Consider the following 19,945-nt stretch of genomic DNA (forward strand, 5'->3'; position numbering starts at 1 on the left):
TATGTTGTAATCTATAAACGTTTTGCTTCGATAACGTCGTCTAACTTCGCTAATCTAGCCAGTATTTTACTTAAACTTTCGACATTTTTCAGTTCAATTTCCATATCCATCGTTGCCACTTGTTTTTTGGTGTCCGCACGGCTTGAAACCCCTAACACGCTGACTTTTTCATTCGCGAGCACGGTCGTAATATCGCGTAATAAACCGTTGCGATCACTGGCCACAATGCGAATATTAATATGAAAACCAGCCGCATAATTATCTCCCCAAAGGGCTTCCACTACACGTTCCGGATGGGCAGCTTGTAATTCAATAAACTGTTCACAATCGCAACGATGAATTGAAATACCTCGTCCCATCGTAATGTAGCCTGCAATGGCATCACCTGGAATAGGCTGACAACAACGCGCCATATGGTGCATTAAATTACCGACCCCTTCAACGATCACATAACTTTTATTCTGTTGTTGCTCGGCTTTCTGTTGCGCCTTTTGCTGTGCAGTATTCGCGCTTTTACTCGCCACATGGCGGAGAATTTCTTGATCTGCTTCTTCAGCCGTCACTTTGATCAATCGGCTTTGCAAGAAATTCATCAACTGATTTAAGCGAATATCTCCGCTACCAATGCCCGCGTATAAATCTTCGAGATTTCTTAAGTTATAACGAGGCAAGGCAAGCTGCTCAACCTGTTTCAAACTGATATTCAAACGAGCAAGTTCATTATCTAACTGCTCTTTACCAGCTGGAACGTTTTTATCACGATCTTGTTTCTTAAACCACGCTTGGATTTTCGCACGCGCTTTTGAAGTATAGGTAAAGCCTAAGTTCGGGTTGACCCAATCTCGGCTTGGGTTAGGATTTTTCTGCGTGATAATATCCACTTGCTCACCCATTTGTAGGTGATAGGTGAATGGCACAATACGTCCCCCAACTTTCGCCCCAATACAACGGTGACCAATTTCACTGTGGATCGCATAAGCAAAATCGAGAGGGGTTGATCCCGCGGGTAAATCAACCACTTCACCTTTTGGCGTAAACACATATACTCGGTCATCAAAGACTTGGCTGCGCAATTCCGCCATCACTTCGCCAGAATCCGTAATATCATCTTGCCATGCTAGTAATTTACGCAACCAAGTGATTTTTTCTTCGTAAGCTGAAAGACTACCTGTTGTCCCCTCTTTGTATTTCCAGTGTGCGGCAACGCCAAGCTCCGCATCATCATGCATTTGTTGAGTACGAATTTGCACTTCAATCGGCTTACCACCTTTGCCCAATACCACAGTATGAATGGATTGATAGCCATTCGGTTTTGGATTGGCAACATAGTCATCAAATTCTTTTGGTAAATGTTTGAAATGAGTGTGTACGATACCAAGCGCGGTATAACAATCCTGCAATTTTTGCACAATAACTCTGACCGCTCTTACATCATATAAACCACTGAATTCCAGATGTTTCTTTTGCATTTTTCGCCAAATGCTATAGATATGTTTTGGACGACCGTAAGCCTCAACCTGATCAATATTTTCTTTTAAATAACCGGTTAATTCTGTCACAAAATCAGTAATATACTGCTCACGATCTAAACGACGCTCATGTAATAATTTGGCGATATTTCGATATTGTTCTGGATGCAAATAACGGAAGCAGTAATCTTCAAGTTCCCATTTCAATTGACCGATACCTAAACGGTTCGCCAACGGAGCATAAATATTGGAACACTCTTTGGCTGCCAACACTTTTTCTTCTTCGCAAAAATGATTTTCCGCATCGCGAAGAAAGGTAATACGTTCGGCAAGTTTGATGATCACACAGCGGAAATCGTCCACCATCGCAAGGAGCATACGGCGCACGTTATCCACTTGAGAAGCATTGGCTGAATGACTGGCGTTGAGCTGACGGATATTATCCATCTCCTCCACACCTTTAAGCAGTTTGGTGATTTTAGGGCCGAAATGTTCTTGAATTTGCTCCCAATCGACAATTCGGTTTGCCACTAATGGGAATAACATGGCGGTGAGCAAGCTTTCGCTATCCATATTCATTTCATGCAGAATTTCCACCATTTCCACACCAGATTGCAATGTGAGAATGGCATTCTCCATTTGATCGGCATGTTCGGCTATTTTGGCTTGAGCATAATACCATGCATCAATCAGAGACTTTTCTACGGGGGCAGCAAGTTTAAGGCTCGAACACCATTGTTCGATCACAAAATCATGTGGATTAGATAAGTGAGAACCACGAACTGCAACCATAATACCCCCTTGTTGATGAATATGGCTCGGCAACATCCTGTCAACCGAGTTGTCTTTTTAAGACAACAAAAAAGTCTGACTATTCTATCAGAATTTACACCTTATTTGATAAATAATGTCACTGACTCCAAATGACTGGTATGCGGGAACATATCAATCATGGCCGTTTTGATGATACGATAACCGAAAGATCGGAGAATTTCTGCATCTCGTACTAAGGTTGCAGGGTTGCAAGATACATAAAGAATGCTTTCTGCACCAAGCTCACATAACGCATTCAGTGCAAAAGCCGCACCGCTACGAGGCGGATCGAGAAGAATTTTATTGAAATGTTGTTTTGCCCAAGGTTGTTCTGAAAAAGCTTGGTCTAAATCGGCTTGATAAAATTCAACATTCTCAATATGGTTAAACTGTGCATTCAATTGGGCTTTTTGAACCATGTCAAAAACACCTTCAATTCCAACCGCACTTTTCACGCGTTTGGCCAAAGGTAACGTGAAATTGCCCATGCCACAGAACAAATCTAAAACGTGATCGTCCTGATTCAAATCAAGCCAATCTAAAGCAGTCTCAACCATTTGTTGATTTAAGTGTGTATTCACTTGAATAAAATCGCGGATATCGAAAGATAAGCGAATATCATCTAACGCATAATAAGGCATTTCACCATGCACAAGTTGAAGACTTTGATCATCTTGTAAAAACAAATTTACAGCATTTATATGAGCAAACTCGAGCAACAAAGTACGGTCAGTTTCGGCTAAATTTCCCTTATAGCGTAATAACATGGCTACGCCATTCTCTGCTGAAACTAATTCAATATGTCCTAATTGTTTCGGGGCTGAATATTGCGCCAAAAGTGCGGTCAATTTGGGAATCAAATCATTGATTGCTTGCTCTGCCACTAAGCATTGCTGAATGCTGACTAACTGATTGGAGTTTTTCTGACGAAATCCCATTTCAACGGTTTTGTTTTTAGCATCCCACAGCAAACTTAATCGGACACGACGACGATAGCCCCATTGTTCACCACAAATCATGGGCATTAATTGAATGGGCTCTGCTTGCAGTTTACTTAAACGAGAAAAAAGGGCTTTCTCTTTCGCTTTACGTTGCATTTCCACAGGAATATGCTGGCCTTGGCATCCACCACAACGCCCATAATAACGACATTGTGGCTCAACACGCTGATTACTCTCTTGTAGCCACTTTTGAGCATTGGCTAATCCATATTGACGTTTTTCATCGATCACTACCGCTTCCACTTTTTCCGTTGGTAAGGCATTTTCAATGAACCAGGTTTTACCTTGAATTTTGGCTACGCCTAATCCTTGATAATCTAAATCCTGAATTTCAGCGACGATTTTTTGCGTGGTTTTCTGTTTTTTTTGTGGAGCGTAAGGTAAAGCCATGATGGTGTCTTAATCTATTTGTATCAAAGAAAGGGATTATTTTAAATAAAGTACATTTTGCGTAAATAATTCTCGGCTTTTCAGTGGCTTATCACCTAAATAAGGCTTAAGCGCGATGCGGGTAAAACGTTTTGCCGATTGTAAGACCGCCTCATCGGTGAATTCTAAACGCTCAAAGGCGAGTAAATCTCGACCATAAAAGGTCAAGTTATCTTTCACCAACGATGCGATAAAACCCTTTTCAGCACGGTATTGGTAAGTCATCGATTCATCCACTGGCAAACCTGAGCCAGCACAATGCAAAAAATCAATGCCATAACCTAATATTTTAAGTAAATGAAATTCAAATAGACGCAGTGTAGGCTCAACCTGTGGTTGAGTGGCTAAGCCTGTTAAGCATTGAAGATAATGCTGAAAAAGTTGTGGATTGGCCGTTTCGGGCTCGATCACTCGAGTAATCAGCTCATTTACATAAAATCCGCTATATAAAGCCGTTTGCTGCAAAGGCAACGTAATTGCTGCGGGCTCTGCTTTCGTGAGTGTTTTTAATGCACCTTTTCCTGACCAACGAAGAAGCAATGGCGTAAAAGGCTGTAAGACAGATTTCCATGCCGAACGTTTCGCACGTGCACCTTTTGCAATAACCGTCAAACGTCCCGTTTCTTCAGTGAATAAATCCACCAAAAGGCTGGTTTCACTATAAGGACGACGATGTAACACAAAGCCGCGTTGGAGATCCATAAAAGAATTATTTGCCTGATTTTAATTCACTTGGTTGTTTAACACAGCGTTCTGCGAGCACTTCACCTACGCTAGTTTGTAATTGACTGAAGTCATCACGCTCCTGCCAATACCAACGAATATTCGCATAATTTCTCCCACGCTCAGAAATCACTCGTGTCAATTTTTCGGTTACATCATTAAAAGTAACGGTCACCTGACTGAGTGTTTTTTTACTTTTCTGTTTTTGCTTGGTATGAACCACACTCACTTCTTTATTGCCTTTACACAAATAAACCGTCGCTGAACCCTTTTGGGATTTTTTATCAACGGTTTGCACTTTCATTTTCTGTGGTGCTGGTTTGCTTAATTCAACATTTTGTGAACAAGCAGAAAGACAAAGTGCGGTCAAAATTACGCTTAATTTTTTTAACATGAATTCTATTTCCATCAAGGGTTGTTTATGATTGCTCACTTTGCGAAATGAGCAAGGATAAACAATCTTATCTAGAAAAATGGGCGATTACTCGCCCACTAAAAATTATTTTTTATACTGATATGAACCATCGGCTTGACGAATGAACTTACCGCCATTTGATAAACGAAGCTCACTCACTCGGCCTTGACTATTCACAGATACCTGTACTTTATCACCAGGTTTGAAACTGCTTAATGCATTACCTGCACCACTTGCTTTTGTCATGGCATTCACATCTGAAATATTCAGTTTATTATCACGGAATACTTGCATCAGTGAAACACCTTGCGGCACCGTTAATGTTTTTGTTGCACCGGTTGAAGCGGTTTGTGCTGCTGGTTCAGCTGCTTTCACCGCATTGTGGGTTGCTGATTTCGCTTCCACAATTTGAACCTTACTGTCTTTAGTAGCAACAGGTTTACCTTCTTGAATTTTGCTTGACTCTTTTTTCACAGTTTGAGTCGGTTGAGCTGTCGCCTTTTCAGTTACTGGTTTAGGTTGTTTTTTCTCTTGAACCACTGGTGTCTGTTCACGACGTGGTTCTACTTTATGTTCAACCATTGCGGTATGTTTTTCTACAGTTGGTTGTACTATTTTCACAGGTTCTTTAACTGGAGCTGGTGCAACAGCTGGTTGAACCGGCGCAGGTTGTGTCGCTGGTTGTTGAGCAACAGTTTGTTGTGCAGGCTCTGCAGGCTGTGATTTCGCAGAATCTGCTTTATCACCTACATACTCCATGGCTGGAGGAGCATCTGATTTAGCTTCATTTGCGGCTTGCTCCGTTGTTGCCGGCGCTGCATTGTTATTGTTATCTAATACGGTGGTTTCAACCGGTTGAGACTGATCCAATGATTGGAATTGAACTGGAATTTCATTACTGGTTTGTTGTTCAAAAGACTCCACCGTATCTGAATTTGGTTTTAGGGTGAAGAAAATGATCAACAATACCACTAAACCCAAAATAGCAATAAATAAACGGCGATGTTTTTCTGGTAACATTTGTAAAACCTTCCATTTTTCAGGTGATTTCAAGCTTGCTGCCGCAGTGGTTACTGCCGGTGCAACGGTTTCTGCTTGAGTTGTCACTTCTTCCACAATCTCTTCTGCAGGTGAATTTTCAAAAATCACTTTTTCTTCCGCTACGTTTTCTACTTGAACATTTTCAACGGGCTCTTGAGCTCCGAAAGCACTTGATGGTGCTGACTGTTCAGCATTTTCACTTTGGAATGCTTGAGAAGGAGAAAAAGGTTGGCTTGCTGCCGCGCCAAAAGTTGGCTCGCGACGAACATGGAATTGCGTATCTGGCTGTTCTTTTTTACCAAATAAACCTTTGGCTTTATCAAAAATTGAGCCACTTTGTTGAACCGGCTTTCTTGGTGTCACAGAGTCAGAGTGATTAAATCCTAAATCTAATTCATTTTGAGATGAATTGTCGTTAGGTTGATTTTTATTATCCACGGTATTACCTCGATTTGCTAAACTAAAGATCGCACAAAAGTGCGGTGAAAAATTGAGTCGTATTTTATCGGATCTTAAGCTGTGTATAAAGTCTTATTTGGCTCTCCGCCGATTTCTCGTGCTAATTTGGGCACTAAATAGCCAGAAGTGAGAGCCTGTAATTCTTTGTAAATTTGTAATGCTTTCTCATCTGAGATATAAAAATGGCTTGCCCCCTGCACTTTATCCAATAAATGTAAGTAATAAGGCAGAATACCCGATTGAAACAGCTTATCGCCTAATACTTTTAATGTATGTGGATTATCATTCACATCCTTTAAAAGGACTGATTGGTTGAGTAACGTGACTTTAGCACCTGCCAGTTTTTGCATAGCCAAAGAGAGCGCCTCATCAATTTCATTTGGATGATTGATATGTGTTACAAACACCGCTTGTAATGGGCTTTTTAGCAATAAATCACAAAATTCATCCGTAATGCGATCTGGGATCACGACTGGCAAACGAGAGTGAATACGTAAACGCTGTAAGTGCGGTATTTTTTCAAGGCGTTCTAATAGCCATGCCCATTCACTATCCTTTGCCATCATCGGATCGCCACCCGAAAAAATCACTTCTTCAATTTCTGAATGGACCGCAATATAGTCTATTGCTTGTTGCCAACTCGTTTTATTGCCTGGGTTTTGATCATAAGGAAAATGGCGACGGAAACAATAGCGACAGTTAACCGCGCAGCCTCCTTTTGCCATGAAAAGCAAGCGATTTTGATATTTATGCAGAATATTAGGCACCGCATTTTTTTGCTGCTCATCTAAAGGATCTTGGCTAAAACCTTCCGCTTCAATAAATTCTTGTTGAGCCGTCATCACTTGCAAAAAAAGTGGGTCTTTCGGATTCCCTTTTTCCATTTTTTCAACAAAAGGTAAAGGCACTCGCATAGCAAAAAGTTTACGAGCAGTGATATCCTCGGCAAAATCGTCAACAGGTAAATTTAAGGTTTTTAGTAATATTTTAGGATCAGAAATCGCATTTTTTAGGGTTTCTAACCAATTTTGTTCTTCTCTAATCGCAATATTTCGGGTTAAAATACGCACTTTCAAACAATCTCTATTTTTTAGGATATTTTTAATATGGCTACATATACTACCAGTGATTTCAAACCAGGTCTAAAATTTATGCAAGACGGTGAGCCTTGTGTGATCGTTGAAAACGAATTCGTTAAACCAGGTAAAGGCCAAGCTTTTACTCGTACTCGTATTCGTAAATTAATTTCAGGCAAAGTATTAGATGTAAACTTCAAATCTGGTACTTCGGTTGAAGCTGCTGATGTTATGGATCTTAACCTGACTTATTCATACAAAGATGATGCATTCTGGTACTTCATGCACCCAGAAACATTCGAACAATACTCTGCTGATGCAAAAGCAGTAGGCGACGCAGAAAAATGGTTATTAGACCAAGCAGATTGTATCGTGACTTTATGGAATGGTGCGCCAATCAGCATCACACCACCAAACTTCGTAGAATTAGAAATCATCGATACAGACCCAGGTCTTAAAGGTGATACTGCAGGTACAGGCGGTAAACCAGCGACATTAAGCACTGGCGCAGTGGTGAAAGTGCCTCTTTTCGTTCAAATTGGTGAAGTGATTAAAGTCGATACTCGTTCAGGCGAATACGTTTCTCGTGTGAAATAATCTTTCATTATAAGATAAAAAGAACGGTCAATATTTAATGAATATTGGCCGTTTTTTATTGTTTGTGCATTAGTTTCAGTGATATAAAAAATGCGGTTATTCCTAACCGCACTTTGATTGATTATTTTGCTTTTGAGCCTTCTAACTCTAAAGAAGGTTTTCTATCTGAGTTCACACAAATGATTTGTGCAGCCGCATAGAGCGTTGTATTAGGTTTTAAGCTAATTGTGTATTTTTCTTGTTTTTTCGGTGCGGCACGCAAACCTTCGCCCCAGAAATCATCATAAAAATCAGTACGAACTTGGGTTAAATGGTAGTTCTTACAGTTTAAGATTTTATATTGGCGAACAGAACGTGCATAACGTCTTTTCTCATTTGGATACACATATAAACCTTTATCCAAATTCACCACCGCATCAAAATGCACTTGATTTAAATCTTGGTTGTCCACCCAAATTGAATCAGTATCAATGTAGTAATTTTTATCTTTTACTAATCGAACATACCCTACTCTATCTTTTGAAGGAGGCGTTAATGTCACCTCTTCTTGTGTAACTGGCGATTGAACAGCTGAACAGCCTGCTAAAAGGGCTACACCTAAAAACGTTAATGCTAATTTTTTCATTTTTCCTCCTTAAAGCTTTCTAAAGCCTGCTGTTAATCTTTTTATACCTTAGCTTAATATTTTACCGTATGTCCATATCCTTCAAGAATCGTTTTGATATGTTCAAGCGATTCTTTCGTCGGTGGCAAAACATCTGCGAGCTCATACTCAAAGCCGAGGGTTTTCCATTTATGAGCACCTAATCGATGATAAGGGAGAAGTTCGACTTTTTCAATATTGGTCATACCTTCAATAAACTGTCCGAGCAAATGAACATCATGATCGTTATCGGTATAACCTGGAACTACTACATAACGAATCCAGGTTCGCTGATTACGTTTTTGCAGATATTTCGCAAACTCAAGTGTCCGTTTATTTGGTACACCAATAAGGTTTTGGTGTACTTGATCGTTAAGTTCTTTTAAATCAAGCAAAACAAGATCGGTTACATCGATCAGTTCATCAATAATGTGATCATAATGACGTACAAACCCATTAGTATCTAAACAAGTATTAATGCCTTCTGCTTTACAAGCTCGGAACCAATCTCGTACAAACTCAGCTTGAAGAATGGCTTCACCACCTGATGCTGTTACACCACCACCGGTTGCATTCATAAAGTGACGATAACTCACCACTTCTTTCATAAGTTCTTCCACACTGATTTCGCGACCACCATCAAGATCCCAAGTATCACGATTGTGGCAATATTTGCAACGCATTAAACAGCCTTGCATAAATAAAATAAAACGAATGCCGGGACCATCCACGGTTCCACAGGATTCAAAGGAGTGAATTCTTCCTAGAACAGACATACATAAATTTCCAAAAAATAAATCTAGCTAAATTTTACCAAAAATATCATCTATAAAAAATGAGCCTGACTTAAATCAGGCTCATAATTTTTATGTTCCCGCTAAAGTGCGGTTAAATTTTATCGTGTTTTAGAACGATTCTGTGAATGTACGAGTGACGACGTCTTGTTGTTGCTCTTTAGTTAAAGAGTTGAAACGTACTGCGTAACCAGATACACGAATAGTTAATTGCGGATATTTGTCCGGATTTTCCATCGCATCTAATAACATTTCACGGTTTAATACGTTCACATTTAAGTGTTGACCACCTTCTACTGCTGCTTCGTGGTGGAAGTAACCATCCATTAATCCAGCAAGGTTGCGACGTTGTGCTTCTGGATCTTTACCTAACGCATTTGGTACGATTGAGAAGGTATAAGAAATACCATCTTTCGCATAAGCAAATGGAAGTTTAGCTACAGAAGTTAATGATGCTACCGCACCTTTTTGGTCACGACCGTGCATTGGGTTTGCACCAGGTCCGAATGGTGCACCTGCGCGACGACCATCTGGGGTGTTACCTGTTTTCTTACCATAAACTACGTTAGAAGTAATGGTTAATACAGATTGTGTAGGCACAGCGTTGCGGTAAGTTTTAAGTTTTTGAATTTTCTTCATGAAACGTTCAACTAAATCACAAGCGATGTCATCTACACGGTTGTCGTTATTACCATATTGTGGATATTCACCTTCGATTTCGAAGTCGATCGCGACGTTGCTTGCTACAACATTGCCATCTTTATCTTTGATGTCACCACGAACTGGTTTAACTTTCGCATATTTAATTGCTGAAAGTGAGTCTGCTGCAACAGAAAGACCGGCGATACCACAAGCCATAGTACGGTATACATCACGGTCATGTAATGCCATTAATGCAGCTTCGTATGAATATTTATCATGCATATAGTGGATGATGTTTAAGGCGGTCACATATTGTTTTGCCAACCAATCCATAAAGCTATCCATACGGGTCATTACGGTATCGAAATCTAACACTTCATCAGTAATTGGTGCAGTTTTCGGACCTACTTGCATACCTAATTTTTCATCGATACCGCCGTTGATTGCGTATAACAATGTTTTCGCTAAGTTCGCACGCGCACCGAAGAATTGCATTTGTTTACCAACAACCATTGGTGATACACAACATGCGATTGCGTAGTCATCATTGTTGAAGTCTGGACGCATTAAATCATCGTTTTCATATTGAACTGATGAGGTATCAATCGATACTTTCGCACAGAAACGTTTGAAGTTTTCAGGTAATTGTTCAGACCAAAGAATGGTTAAGTTTGGTTCTGGAGAAGTACCCATGTTGTAAAGGGTGTGTAAAATACGGAATGTATTTTTGGTTACTAATGTACGGCCATCTAAACCCATACCTGCGATGGTTTCAGTTGCCCACATTGGGTCACCAGAGAACAATTGATCGTATTCAGGTGTACGTAAGAAACGAACCATACGAAGTTTCATGACTAAGTGGTCAACTAATTCTTGCGCTTCAGTTTCAGTAAGTTTACCTGCTTTTAAATCACGTTCGATATAGATATCGATAAAGGTTGCAGTACGACCAAATGACATCGCTGCACCGTTTTGTGATTTGATTGCGGCTAAGTAAGCAAAGTACATCCATTGAATTGCTTCTTTAGCGTTAGTTGCAGGGTTAGAAATATCGTAACCGTAGCTTGCTGCCATTTGTTTCATTTGGCCTAATGCGCGGTGTTGTTCTGCGATTTCTTCACGTAAACGGATAGTTGCTTCAAGATTTACGCCATCTTCTAAGTCTTTTTGTAAAGAAGAGAATTGTGCATATTTATCTTTCATTAAGAAGTCAACACCATAAAGTGCTACACGACGATAGTCACCGATGATACGGCCACGACCGTAAGCATCTGGAAGACCAGTTAATACACCTGATTTACGGCAACGTAAAATGTCTGGCGTATAAACATCGAATACACCTTGGTTGTGGGTTTTACGATATTCAGTGAAGATTTTTTTCACTTCAGGATCTAATTCACGACCGTAAATTTTGCATGACCCTTCCACCATTTTAATACCACCAAATGGCATAATAGCACGTTTTAATGGAGCATCGGTTTGAAGACCTACGATTTTCTCTAAGTCTTTATTGATATAACCCGGTGCGTGAGAAGTAATCGTTGAAGGCGTATGTTCGTCAAAGTCTAATGGCGCATGTGTGCGGTTTTCAACTTTAATTCCTTCCATTACGGTTTCCCAAAGTTTTGTTGTCGCTTCGGTTGGACCTGCTAAGAAAGAATCATCACCTTCATACGGGGTGTAGTTCTTTTGAATAAAATCACGCACGTTGACGTTTTCTTGCCAATCACCGGCAACGAATCCTGCCCACGCAAGTTTTTGTGCTTCATTAAGTTCTGACATAGTCATTTCCTTTTTTAATTGATAAAAAATAAGTCTTGTTTAGTTCGTTAGTACATTAGTGAGCTTTGGTTAAATAACGTTGGAATAAGCCGATACAAACTGCACCACCCACAATGTTTCCTAACGTTACTGGAATCAAATTCTTCACAATGAAATGATAGAGATCTAAATCTGCATATTTCATTGGATCCACACCAATTTGTTGCCAAAATTCTGGCGTACTAGAATGAGCTGTGATAATGCCTAGTGGAATCATAAACATATTTGCCACACAGTGTTCAAAACCAGATGCGACAAATAAACCAATCGGCATGATCATAATAAATGCTTTGTCTGTAACAGTTTTACCGGAATAAGACATCCATACCGCTACACACACCATAATGTTACATAAAATACCAAGGTTAAATGCTTCAAACCAAGTATGATGAATCTTATGTTGAGCGGTTGCCAAAATGGTTAAACCCCATTGACCATTTGCTGCCATGGTTTGTCCCCCAAACCAAATCACTGCAGCAATAAATAAACCGCCCACAAAGTTGCCCAAATATACCACAATCCAATTTCGGATCATTTGAGTTGTGGTTATCTTACCGCCTACGCGGGCAACTAAGGTTAAAGTAGAAGAGGTGAATAATTCAGATCCTAAAATTACCACCATAATTACGCCTAAAGAGAAGACTAACCCACCGACTAACTTGGTTAATCCCCAAGGCGCTCCTGCGCTTGCTGTTTGTGTCGTCGTATAGAATACAAAGGCCAAAGCAATACAAGCCCCAGCACTAATACCAGACAGAAATGATAAAAATGGGCGTTTTTGCGCTTTATACGCAGAGACGCTTTCAGCATAATCCGTTGCTTCAACTGGTGTGAGAGCAACAGAAGATTGATTTAAATTTTCTGATGCCATATCTAACTCCAAATAGTTGGTTTATTATTTCTTATACTACAACATAGGTATTCCTATACCCATTTGGTATTCTACTCTCTTATAAAACCATTGCAAGAAATCCCCCATTTATTTCAAAAAAATTTGATATTTTGCAAGTTTTGGTAAATTTCTGCTCAAAAAATAAAAAAGCGGAATATCACTATTCCGCTTTTCATATAAAAATAACAACATTAAAACACGATACGATCTCGGTTTTTCTCTAGTGTGGCTTTGCCAATGCCTTGTACTTCAAGTAGTTGTTCTGCCACAGTGAAATTACCGTGTTTTTCACGATACTGCACAATGGCTTCTGCTTTTTTCGCCCCAATACCAATCAGTGCTTTTTGAATGTCTGATGCGCTAGCGGTATTGATATTTAATCTATCACTCACCGATTGTTGTACAGTTTGTGATGGTGCTTGCACAGCAGTTTGTTGCTGCACTTGCGTTTGCGTTTGCGGTTGCGGTTGCGGTTGCGGTTGCGGTTGAGCCTGCTCTGCTGTATTTTCTTCTGCAATAGCTTGTGTACTCAACATCGCGCCTGCAATAAATAATGAACTAAATAAATGTTTCATCAATTTCATAAAAATGCCCTTTATTAACAAATAAGTACCGTTGATTCATATCAACAGCGACATTTTTAAGAAACACCAAAAACACGCAAGAAATTGACCGCACTTTTGCGATCTTGATCGCAAAAATTACATTTTAATAAATGAAAAAACGACCTTAGCGCACTACCACTGCCGTGCCACTTGCAATCACCATAAACATACTTTTATTGCTTACTGTTGCGTAATTAATCTCTACGCCAACCACGGCATTTGCCCCTAAAGCAATCGCTTTTTCCTCCAACTCTTTCAAGGCATCTTGACGCGCACGACTAATACGACGCTCATAAACACTAGAACGCCCACCAATCACATCGGTAATAGCCGCAAAAAAATCACGTATGAAGTTTGCCCCTGCAATCACTTCTCCAAAGACAACTTGTTTATATTCTACGATTTGTTTCCCTTCAATATTAGGCGTAGTGGTAATAATCATTTTGTATCCTTTAATTCTTGTTAAAAATCAACCGCACTTTAGGCAGTTAATTTTGATTTCAAAACAGCTAATGCCTTCGCACGATGAGAAATTTTCTTTTTCTCTACGGTTTCTAATTCGGCAAAGGTGCAGCCTTTTTCTGGGCTAAAAAAGAGTGAGTCGTAACCGAAGCCATTTTCACCTTTTTCTTCATAAATAATCTGCCCGTCACATTCACCTTGAGCAATGATAGGAGAAGGATCACTTGGGTGTTGTAATAATACGATCGTACTCACAAATTTTGCTTGGCGACGTTCCGTTGGAACATCGGATAATTCTGCCAGTAATTTTTCTCGGTTTTTCGCATCAGCTTCGTCACCATCCACACCGGCATAACGTGCAGAATACAATCCTGGCGCACCATTTAACGCATCGACTACCAGACCTGAATCATCTGCAATAGCCGGTAAACCCGACTTTTCAGATGCATAACGTGCTTTCAAAATCGCATTTTCAACAAACGTTAATCCTGTTTCTTCTGGACTTTCAATGCCTAAATCGGTCTGAGCAATGACTTCAAAACCGAAATCGGCTAATACGTCTGCCATTTCTTTTACTTTGCCTTTATTGCCAGTGGCAAGCACAATTTTTTGCTTCATGATTCTGTCCCTCATATCAAATATTGTCTTATTTTAGCACCTCACCAAAAATTTTCGGAATAAATATTGACTTTAACCTTAGGTCAAGGTTTATGATTCGTGCTCATTCAGTTATCACATAGGAGAAAAACATGAAAAAACTTATGACTTTTATCACACTTAGCGCTGCTGCAGTTTCAGTTTATGCCCAAGCTAATGAACAATCGCATCAAGCACACATGAATATGCCAATGTCGACAGATTCTGCAATGCAACAAGAATTAATGCAAGGTATGAGTCAAATGCATCAAGACATGATGGCAGCTGCGCAATATAAAGATCCTGATGTTGCTTTTGCAGCAGGTATGTTGCCACACCATATTGGCGCAGTAAAAATGGCGGAAGTTGAATTAAAATACGGAAAAGATCCTGAGATGCGTAAGCTTGCTGAGAATATTATTAACGCTCAACAGGCAGAAATTGAACAAATGCAAAAATGGCTTAAAGTGCACAATAAAAAATAAAATAACACAAAAAAAGTGCGGTAAATTAACCGCACTTTTTTAATATAATTAGTTTACTTCTTTTATTCTTAACTCTTTTGGCACTTCAAAGAACATATTCTCTTCTAAGCCTTGAAGCTCTTCAATAGTATCGGCACCAAATTCTTTTAATCGAGCAATCACGGATTGCACCAACTCTTCTGGTGCTGAAGCCCCCGCAGTCACACCAATTGTTTCAACGCCTTCAAACCAATCTGCTGCCACATCATTTGGATCATCAATCAATTTTGATTTCACGCCCATACGTGATGCCAACTCAGCTAAACGGTTAGAATTTGATGAGTTTTTAGAACCTACAACAACCACTAAATCACATTGTTTTGCTAATTCACGCACCGCTTCTTGACGATTGGTTGTGGCATAGCAAATATCGTTTTTATGCGGACCTTGAATCGCAGGATATTTGTCTTTCAATGCACTGATAGTTTCCGCCGTATCATCAAGAGAAAGTGTGGTTTGCGTCATAAAGGTTAAATCATCACTTTCTTGAACTGGCAAACGAGCAATATCTTCCACGCTTTCAATTAAGAAAATGCCACCTTCCTCGTTGCTGTACTGCCCCATTGTGCCTTCCACTTCTGGATGGCCTTTGTGTCCGATCAAAATCGCTTTCGTCCCTTTACGGCTCGCACGAGCCACTTGCATATGTACCTTGGTTACCAACGGACAAGTTGCATCAAATACTTTTAACTGGCGATCTTTCGCTTCTTGACGAACGGCTTGTGACACGCCATGAGCGGAGAAAATCACAATGGCACCATCTGGCACTTCACTTAATTCTTCTACAAAAATTGCCCCACGCTCACGCAAACCATTTACCACAAAACGGTTATGCACCACTTCATGACGTACATAAATCGGTGCACCATGAATTTCAAGTGCTAATTCAACAATGCTAATGGCCCGATCGACACCCGCGCAAAATCCGCGAGGGTTAGCTAAAATTATCTTCATTTTTGACCGCTCTTTTTATCACCTTTAAAGGCATCTAATGCTAATAAACCCGCACCAATACAAATCGCAATATCTGCCACATTGAATACCGGATAATGATAAATATCCCAATAAAAATCTAAGAAATCCACCACAAAACCGTTATACACACGATCTACCATATTGGCTAAAGCACCACCAATAATCAGTGCATAAGCTGAGTTTTGTAATTTTTGTTCTGCAGAATTCTTTTTCATAAAGTAAGCCAGCATTAAAGAAATCCCAATTGCAAGCACGATAAAGAAATATTTCTGCCAACCATCATGTTCCGCAAGGAAGCTAAACGCTGCGCCATAGTTACGCACATAGGTTAAATTAAAAACGGGCAATATGTTCACACTTTCATAGAGATCAAAGCGTTGCACTACGATATATTTGGTCAGTAAATCAAGGATAAATGCAACCGCACTTAACCAAAGGAATGAAAGTCCTGTTTTATTTTTTGTCATAGGAAATTATCTGTCTTTATAAATGGACGATGATTTTAACAACTCGAATAGCCTTTATAAAGCAAAAGGCATCAAATCATAAAAGGCGAACACATTGGTTCGCCTTTCAATGTTAATTACTTTTTCTTCACTGGTCTTTGCCAACCTTGAATATGACGTTGAGGCACACGAGTAATCACAAGCTCATCTTTCTCAATATTTTGAGTAATCGTTGAGCCCGCACCGATCGTTGCGCCATCGGCTACAGTAACTGGTGCAACTAACTGCGTATCTGAGCCAACAAAAACATTGTTACCAATGATTGTTTTAAATTTATTTGCACCGTCATAGTTACAAGTAATGACACCCGCACCGATGTTACAGTTTTCACCGATTTCAGTATCACCCACATAAGTAAGGTGGTTGACTTTAGAACCTTTACCCACTGTGGATTTTTTAATTTCTACAAAGTTACCCACATGGGTTTCAGCCGCTAATGCAGCACCTGGACGTAAACGAGAGAATGGACCAATCGCCGCTTTCTCACCAATTGTGGCATCTTCTAAAACAGAATAAGGCTTGATCTCAACATCATCACCAATAGTCACGTTTTTCAATACACAACCTGCACCGATTTTTACACGGTCACCCAAGCGCACATTGCCTTCCACAATTACGTTCACATCAATCTCAACATCTTTACCGTGCTCTAATGTGCCGCGTAAATCAAAACGCTCAGGATCAATCAACATCACGCCTGCAAGTAAAAGTTTTTCTGCTTGTTTACATTGATAATAGCGTTCCATTTTGGCTAATTGTAGGCGATTATTTACCCCTTCAACTTCCATAAAATCAGTTGCTTGAACAGCTACAATCGGACAACCATCTTGATGAGCTAAGCCAATTACATCAGTAATATAAAACTCGCCTTGTGCATTATTATTATCTAAACGCGCTAACCATTTTTTGAAACTTGCACCATCTGAAACTAACACACCTGTATTAATCTCTTGAATTTTGAGTTGCTCAGGCGTTGCATCTTTTTGTTCAACAATCCCTACAACTTTGCCATTTTCACGTACGATTCGACCATAACCTGTTGGGTTATCTAATACGACCGTTAACACTGCGATACCATTTTCAGGTTTCGCATCGATTAATTTTTGCAATGTTTCCGGTGTAATCATTGGGCCATCGCCATACACCATTAAAACATTTTCATCATCACGGAAAAAAGGCATCGCTTGCTGCATAGCATGTCCTGTACCCAATTGTTCAGCTTGGAATACCCAATTCACACTTTCATTTGCCAAACGTTCACGCATTAATTCGCCACCGTGACCATAAATCAAATGCACGTTTTCCGCACCTAATTGATTTGCCGTATCGATCACATGTTTTACCATCGGTTTACCTGCCACTTTGTGCAAGACTTTAGGTAAATCAGAATACATACGAGTGCCTTTGCCAGCCGCTAAAATCACCACGCTTAATGCTTTATTTGTCATAAATTCTTCTCTTCTTTGTAAAAAAATTTGGGCGTATTCTATCGTAGAATGGAGAATATGATAAGCCATTTAATTTTCATACATTCCTGACAAGACAAGATTGTATAAAAATCTCAAATCCTGTAAACTATCCTCCCGTCTTGATAGCTAATCATCTTTTTCTTTTATTTTTGACCGCACTTTTCAGTATTCTGCACAAATTTGCATAAAAGATGATTGGCTATAATCATTTTTATCCCAACATTTTAGGTCTCTCACTATGGCTACAAATTATATTTTCGTCACAGGCGGTGTGGTTTCATCGTTAGGTAAAGGTATTGCTGCAGCATCATTGGCAGCAATTTTAGAAGCACGTGGCTTAAACGTGACTATTATGAAATTAGACCCTTACATCAACGTGGATCCGGGTACAATGAGCCCAACCCAACACGGCGAAGTGTTCGTGACACAAGACGGGGCGGAAACCGATTTAGACTTAGGTCACTACGAGCGTTTTATTCGTACCAAAATGACAAAACGCAATAACTTCACCACAGGTAAAATTTACTCTGAAGTATTACGCAAAGAGCGTCGTGGTGATTATTTAGGTGCGACAATTCAAGTTATCCCACACATCACCAATGAAATCAAAGATCGCGTGATTGCTGGTGCGCAAGGACATGATGTGGTTATCGTGGAAGTAGGCGGAACCGTAGGTGATATTGAATCACTTCCATTCTTAGAAGCCCTTCGTCAACTTGCCGTACAAGTCGGCCGTGAGCACACTATTTTTATGCACTTAACGTTAGTGCCATACATCCCAACTGCGGGCGAAGTGAAAACCAAGCCAACGCAACATTCTGTAAAAGAATTACTTTCGATTGGTATTCAACCAGATGTGCTTATCTGCCGCTCAGATCGCATGATTCCACCAAACGAGCGTGCCAAAATCGCCTTATTCTGTAACGTACCAGAACGTGCGGTCATCTCATTAAAAGATGTGAATTCAATCTACCAAATTCCAGCATTATTAAAATCACAAGGTTTAGATGAATTTATCTGCCAACGTTTCCACTTAAACTGCCCTGAAGCAGATCTTTCTGAATGGGAACAAGTGCTTTATCAAGAAGCCAACCCTGTGGGCGATGTGACCATCGGTATGGTAGGTAAATATACTGAATTACCTGATGCATATAAATCAGTGAACGAAGCTTTAAAACACGCTGGCTTAAAAAACCGTTTAAACGTGCATATCAAATACATTGATTCTCAAGATGTTGAAACGAAAGGCACTGATGTATTAAAAGGTGTCGATGGTATTTTAGTACCGGGCGGTTTTGGCTATCGCGGTGTAGAAGGCAAAATCTTAACCGCTAAATATGCGCGTGAAAACAACATCCCTTATTTAGGCATTTGCTTAGGGATGCAAATTGCGTTAATCGAATATGCGCGTAATGTTGCCGGTCTTGAGAAAGCGAATTCATCTGAATTTGATCGTAACTGTGAGCAACCTGTTGTTGGTTTGATTACAGAATGGCAAGATGCGGAAGGCCATATTGAAACCCGTGATGATAATTCTGATCTTGGTGGTACAATGCGTTTAGGGGCACAACAATGTCATTTAATTGAAGGCTCAAAAGCGCGTGCATTATATGGCAAAGAAACCATTGAAGAACGCCACCGTCACCGTTATGAAGTGAACAATAACCTGCTTCCACAAATTGAAAAAGCGGGTCTTAAAGTGACTGGCTTATCTGCGGATCGTAAATTAGTGGAAATCATTGAGGTACCAAACCACCCATGGTTTGTAGCATGTCAATTCCACCCAGAATTTACGTCAACGCCACGTGATGGCCACCCATTATTCGAAGGCTTTGTCAAAGCAGCAAGAGAAAATCAGTTAAAAACTGAAAAGTAATTTACTGATAATTCCATAAACAAGTGCGGTCAAAAACTCTTGTGTTTTTGACCGCACTTTGTATTAATAAGGAATAA

Annotated in this window: 19 protein-coding genes; 3 read left to right on the forward strand and 16 right to left on the reverse strand. The window is 39.9% G+C overall.

The window, feature by feature from the left end; genetic code table 11:
- Positions 1-11: 11 nt before the first annotated feature.
- The 6 genes from relA to epmB form a co-directional block, all read right to left on the reverse strand.
- Positions 12-2,261, reverse strand: a complete 2,250-nt coding sequence (relA, locus tag DPV85_RS06890) for a GTP diphosphokinase (RefSeq protein ID WP_111327514.1) — start codon at positions 2,259-2,261, stop codon at positions 12-14.
- Between the two features lie 101 nt (positions 2,262-2,362).
- Positions 2,363-3,673, reverse strand: coding sequence for a 23S rRNA (uracil(1939)-C(5))-methyltransferase RlmD (gene rlmD / locus DPV85_RS06895; RefSeq protein WP_111327515.1), 1,311 nt, complete (start codon positions 3,671-3,673; stop codon positions 2,363-2,365).
- Positions 3,674-3,709: 36 nt separating this feature from the next.
- Positions 3,710-4,414 (reverse strand): DNA repair protein RecO, encoded by a 705-nt coding sequence (recO, locus tag DPV85_RS06900; protein ID WP_111327516.1) that lies wholly within the window; start codon positions 4,412-4,414, stop codon positions 3,710-3,712.
- 7 nt (positions 4,415-4,421) lie between these two features.
- Positions 4,422-4,829 (reverse strand): MliC family protein, encoded by a 408-nt coding sequence (locus DPV85_RS06905; RefSeq protein WP_049364780.1) that lies wholly within the window; start codon positions 4,827-4,829, stop codon positions 4,422-4,424.
- 105 nt (positions 4,830-4,934) lie between these two features.
- Entirely contained in the window at positions 4,935-6,329 is a 1,395-nt protein-coding gene (oapA, locus tag DPV85_RS06910; RefSeq protein ID WP_111327517.1) for an opacity-associated protein OapA, read from the reverse strand.
- Between the two features lie 74 nt (positions 6,330-6,403).
- Positions 6,404-7,420: an EF-P beta-lysylation protein EpmB gene (gene epmB / locus DPV85_RS06915; RefSeq protein ID WP_111327578.1), complete on the reverse strand. Its 1,017-nt coding sequence runs from the start codon at positions 7,418-7,420 to the stop codon at positions 6,404-6,406.
- Between the two features lie 36 nt (positions 7,421-7,456).
- Between epmB and efp the strand changes: the two genes are divergently transcribed.
- Complete coding sequence (gene efp, locus DPV85_RS06920; protein WP_007241760.1) at positions 7,457-8,023, forward strand: elongation factor P; 567 nt, start codon at positions 7,457-7,459, stop codon at positions 8,021-8,023.
- Between the two features lie 121 nt (positions 8,024-8,144).
- Here the strand turns inward: efp and DPV85_RS06925 are convergent, their stop codons facing one another.
- From DPV85_RS06925 to rdgB, 7 genes are all read right to left on the reverse strand, one after another.
- Positions 8,145-8,648 carry a surface-adhesin E family protein gene (locus DPV85_RS06925; protein WP_070868327.1) on the reverse strand — a complete coding sequence of 168 codons (504 nt, stop codon included), beginning with the start codon at positions 8,646-8,648 and terminating at the stop codon, positions 8,145-8,147.
- A gap of 53 nt (positions 8,649-8,701) precedes the next feature.
- Positions 8,702-9,442, reverse strand: coding sequence for a pyruvate formate lyase 1-activating protein (gene pflA / locus DPV85_RS06930; RefSeq protein WP_049364777.1), 741 nt, complete (start codon positions 9,440-9,442; stop codon positions 8,702-8,704).
- A 129-nt stretch (positions 9,443-9,571) separates the two neighbouring features.
- A complete protein-coding gene (gene pflB / locus DPV85_RS06935; RefSeq protein WP_165816487.1) occupies positions 9,572-11,884 on the reverse strand; it encodes a formate C-acetyltransferase in 2,313 nt (770 codons plus the stop codon).
- Positions 11,885-11,939: 55 nt separating this feature from the next.
- Positions 11,940-12,794 (reverse strand): formate transporter FocA, encoded by an 855-nt coding sequence (focA, locus tag DPV85_RS06940; RefSeq protein ID WP_111327519.1) that lies wholly within the window; start codon positions 12,792-12,794, stop codon positions 11,940-11,942.
- Positions 12,795-13,006: 212 nt separating this feature from the next.
- Positions 13,007-13,399, reverse strand: a complete 393-nt coding sequence (locus DPV85_RS06945) for a helix-hairpin-helix domain-containing protein (RefSeq protein WP_111327520.1) — start codon at positions 13,397-13,399, stop codon at positions 13,007-13,009.
- Positions 13,400-13,544: 145 nt separating this feature from the next.
- On the reverse strand, positions 13,545-13,862 hold the full coding sequence (locus DPV85_RS06950) for a heavy metal-binding domain-containing protein (protein ID WP_005695251.1): 318 nt from the start codon (positions 13,860-13,862) through the stop codon (positions 13,545-13,547).
- A 38-nt stretch (positions 13,863-13,900) separates the two neighbouring features.
- A complete protein-coding gene (rdgB, locus tag DPV85_RS06955; protein ID WP_111327521.1) occupies positions 13,901-14,500 on the reverse strand; it encodes an RdgB/HAM1 family non-canonical purine NTP pyrophosphatase in 600 nt (199 codons plus the stop codon).
- 131 nt (positions 14,501-14,631) lie between these two features.
- Here rdgB and copM point away from each other — a divergent pair, with 131 nt between their 5' ends.
- The gene (gene copM / locus DPV85_RS06960; RefSeq protein WP_111327522.1) at positions 14,632-15,003 is read left to right on the forward strand and encodes a CopM family metallochaperone; all 372 of its coding nucleotides are present in this window, start codon (positions 14,632-14,634) and stop codon (positions 15,001-15,003) included.
- Between the two features lie 48 nt (positions 15,004-15,051).
- On the opposite strand, the gene ispH is transcribed toward copM, so the two are convergent.
- The 3 genes from ispH to glmU all read right to left on the reverse strand — a co-directional run bounded on the left by ispH (position 15,052) and on the right by glmU (position 17,971).
- Positions 15,052-15,996 carry a 4-hydroxy-3-methylbut-2-enyl diphosphate reductase gene (ispH, locus tag DPV85_RS06965; protein WP_111327523.1) on the reverse strand — a complete coding sequence of 315 codons (945 nt, stop codon included), beginning with the start codon at positions 15,994-15,996 and terminating at the stop codon, positions 15,052-15,054.
- Positions 15,993-16,484, reverse strand: coding sequence for a signal peptidase II (gene lspA, locus DPV85_RS06970; RefSeq protein WP_049364771.1), 492 nt, complete (start codon positions 16,482-16,484; stop codon positions 15,993-15,995). The genes ispH and lspA overlap by 4 nt, the downstream gene beginning before the upstream one ends.
- Positions 16,485-16,600: 116 nt before the next feature.
- Positions 16,601-17,971 (reverse strand): bifunctional UDP-N-acetylglucosamine diphosphorylase/glucosamine-1-phosphate N-acetyltransferase GlmU, encoded by a 1,371-nt coding sequence (gene glmU / locus DPV85_RS06975; RefSeq protein ID WP_111327524.1) that lies wholly within the window; start codon positions 17,969-17,971, stop codon positions 16,601-16,603.
- Positions 17,972-18,230: 259 nt separating this feature from the next.
- Here glmU and pyrG point away from each other — a divergent pair, with 259 nt between their 5' ends.
- Positions 18,231-19,868, forward strand: a complete 1,638-nt coding sequence (pyrG, locus tag DPV85_RS06980) for a glutamine hydrolyzing CTP synthase (RefSeq protein ID WP_111327525.1) — start codon at positions 18,231-18,233, stop codon at positions 19,866-19,868.
- Positions 19,869-19,945: the final 77 nt, after the last annotated feature.

The sequence above is a fragment of the Haemophilus parainfluenzae genome (assembly GCF_003252725.1).
GTDB lineage: Bacteria > Pseudomonadota > Gammaproteobacteria > Enterobacterales > Pasteurellaceae > Haemophilus_D > Haemophilus_D parainfluenzae_L.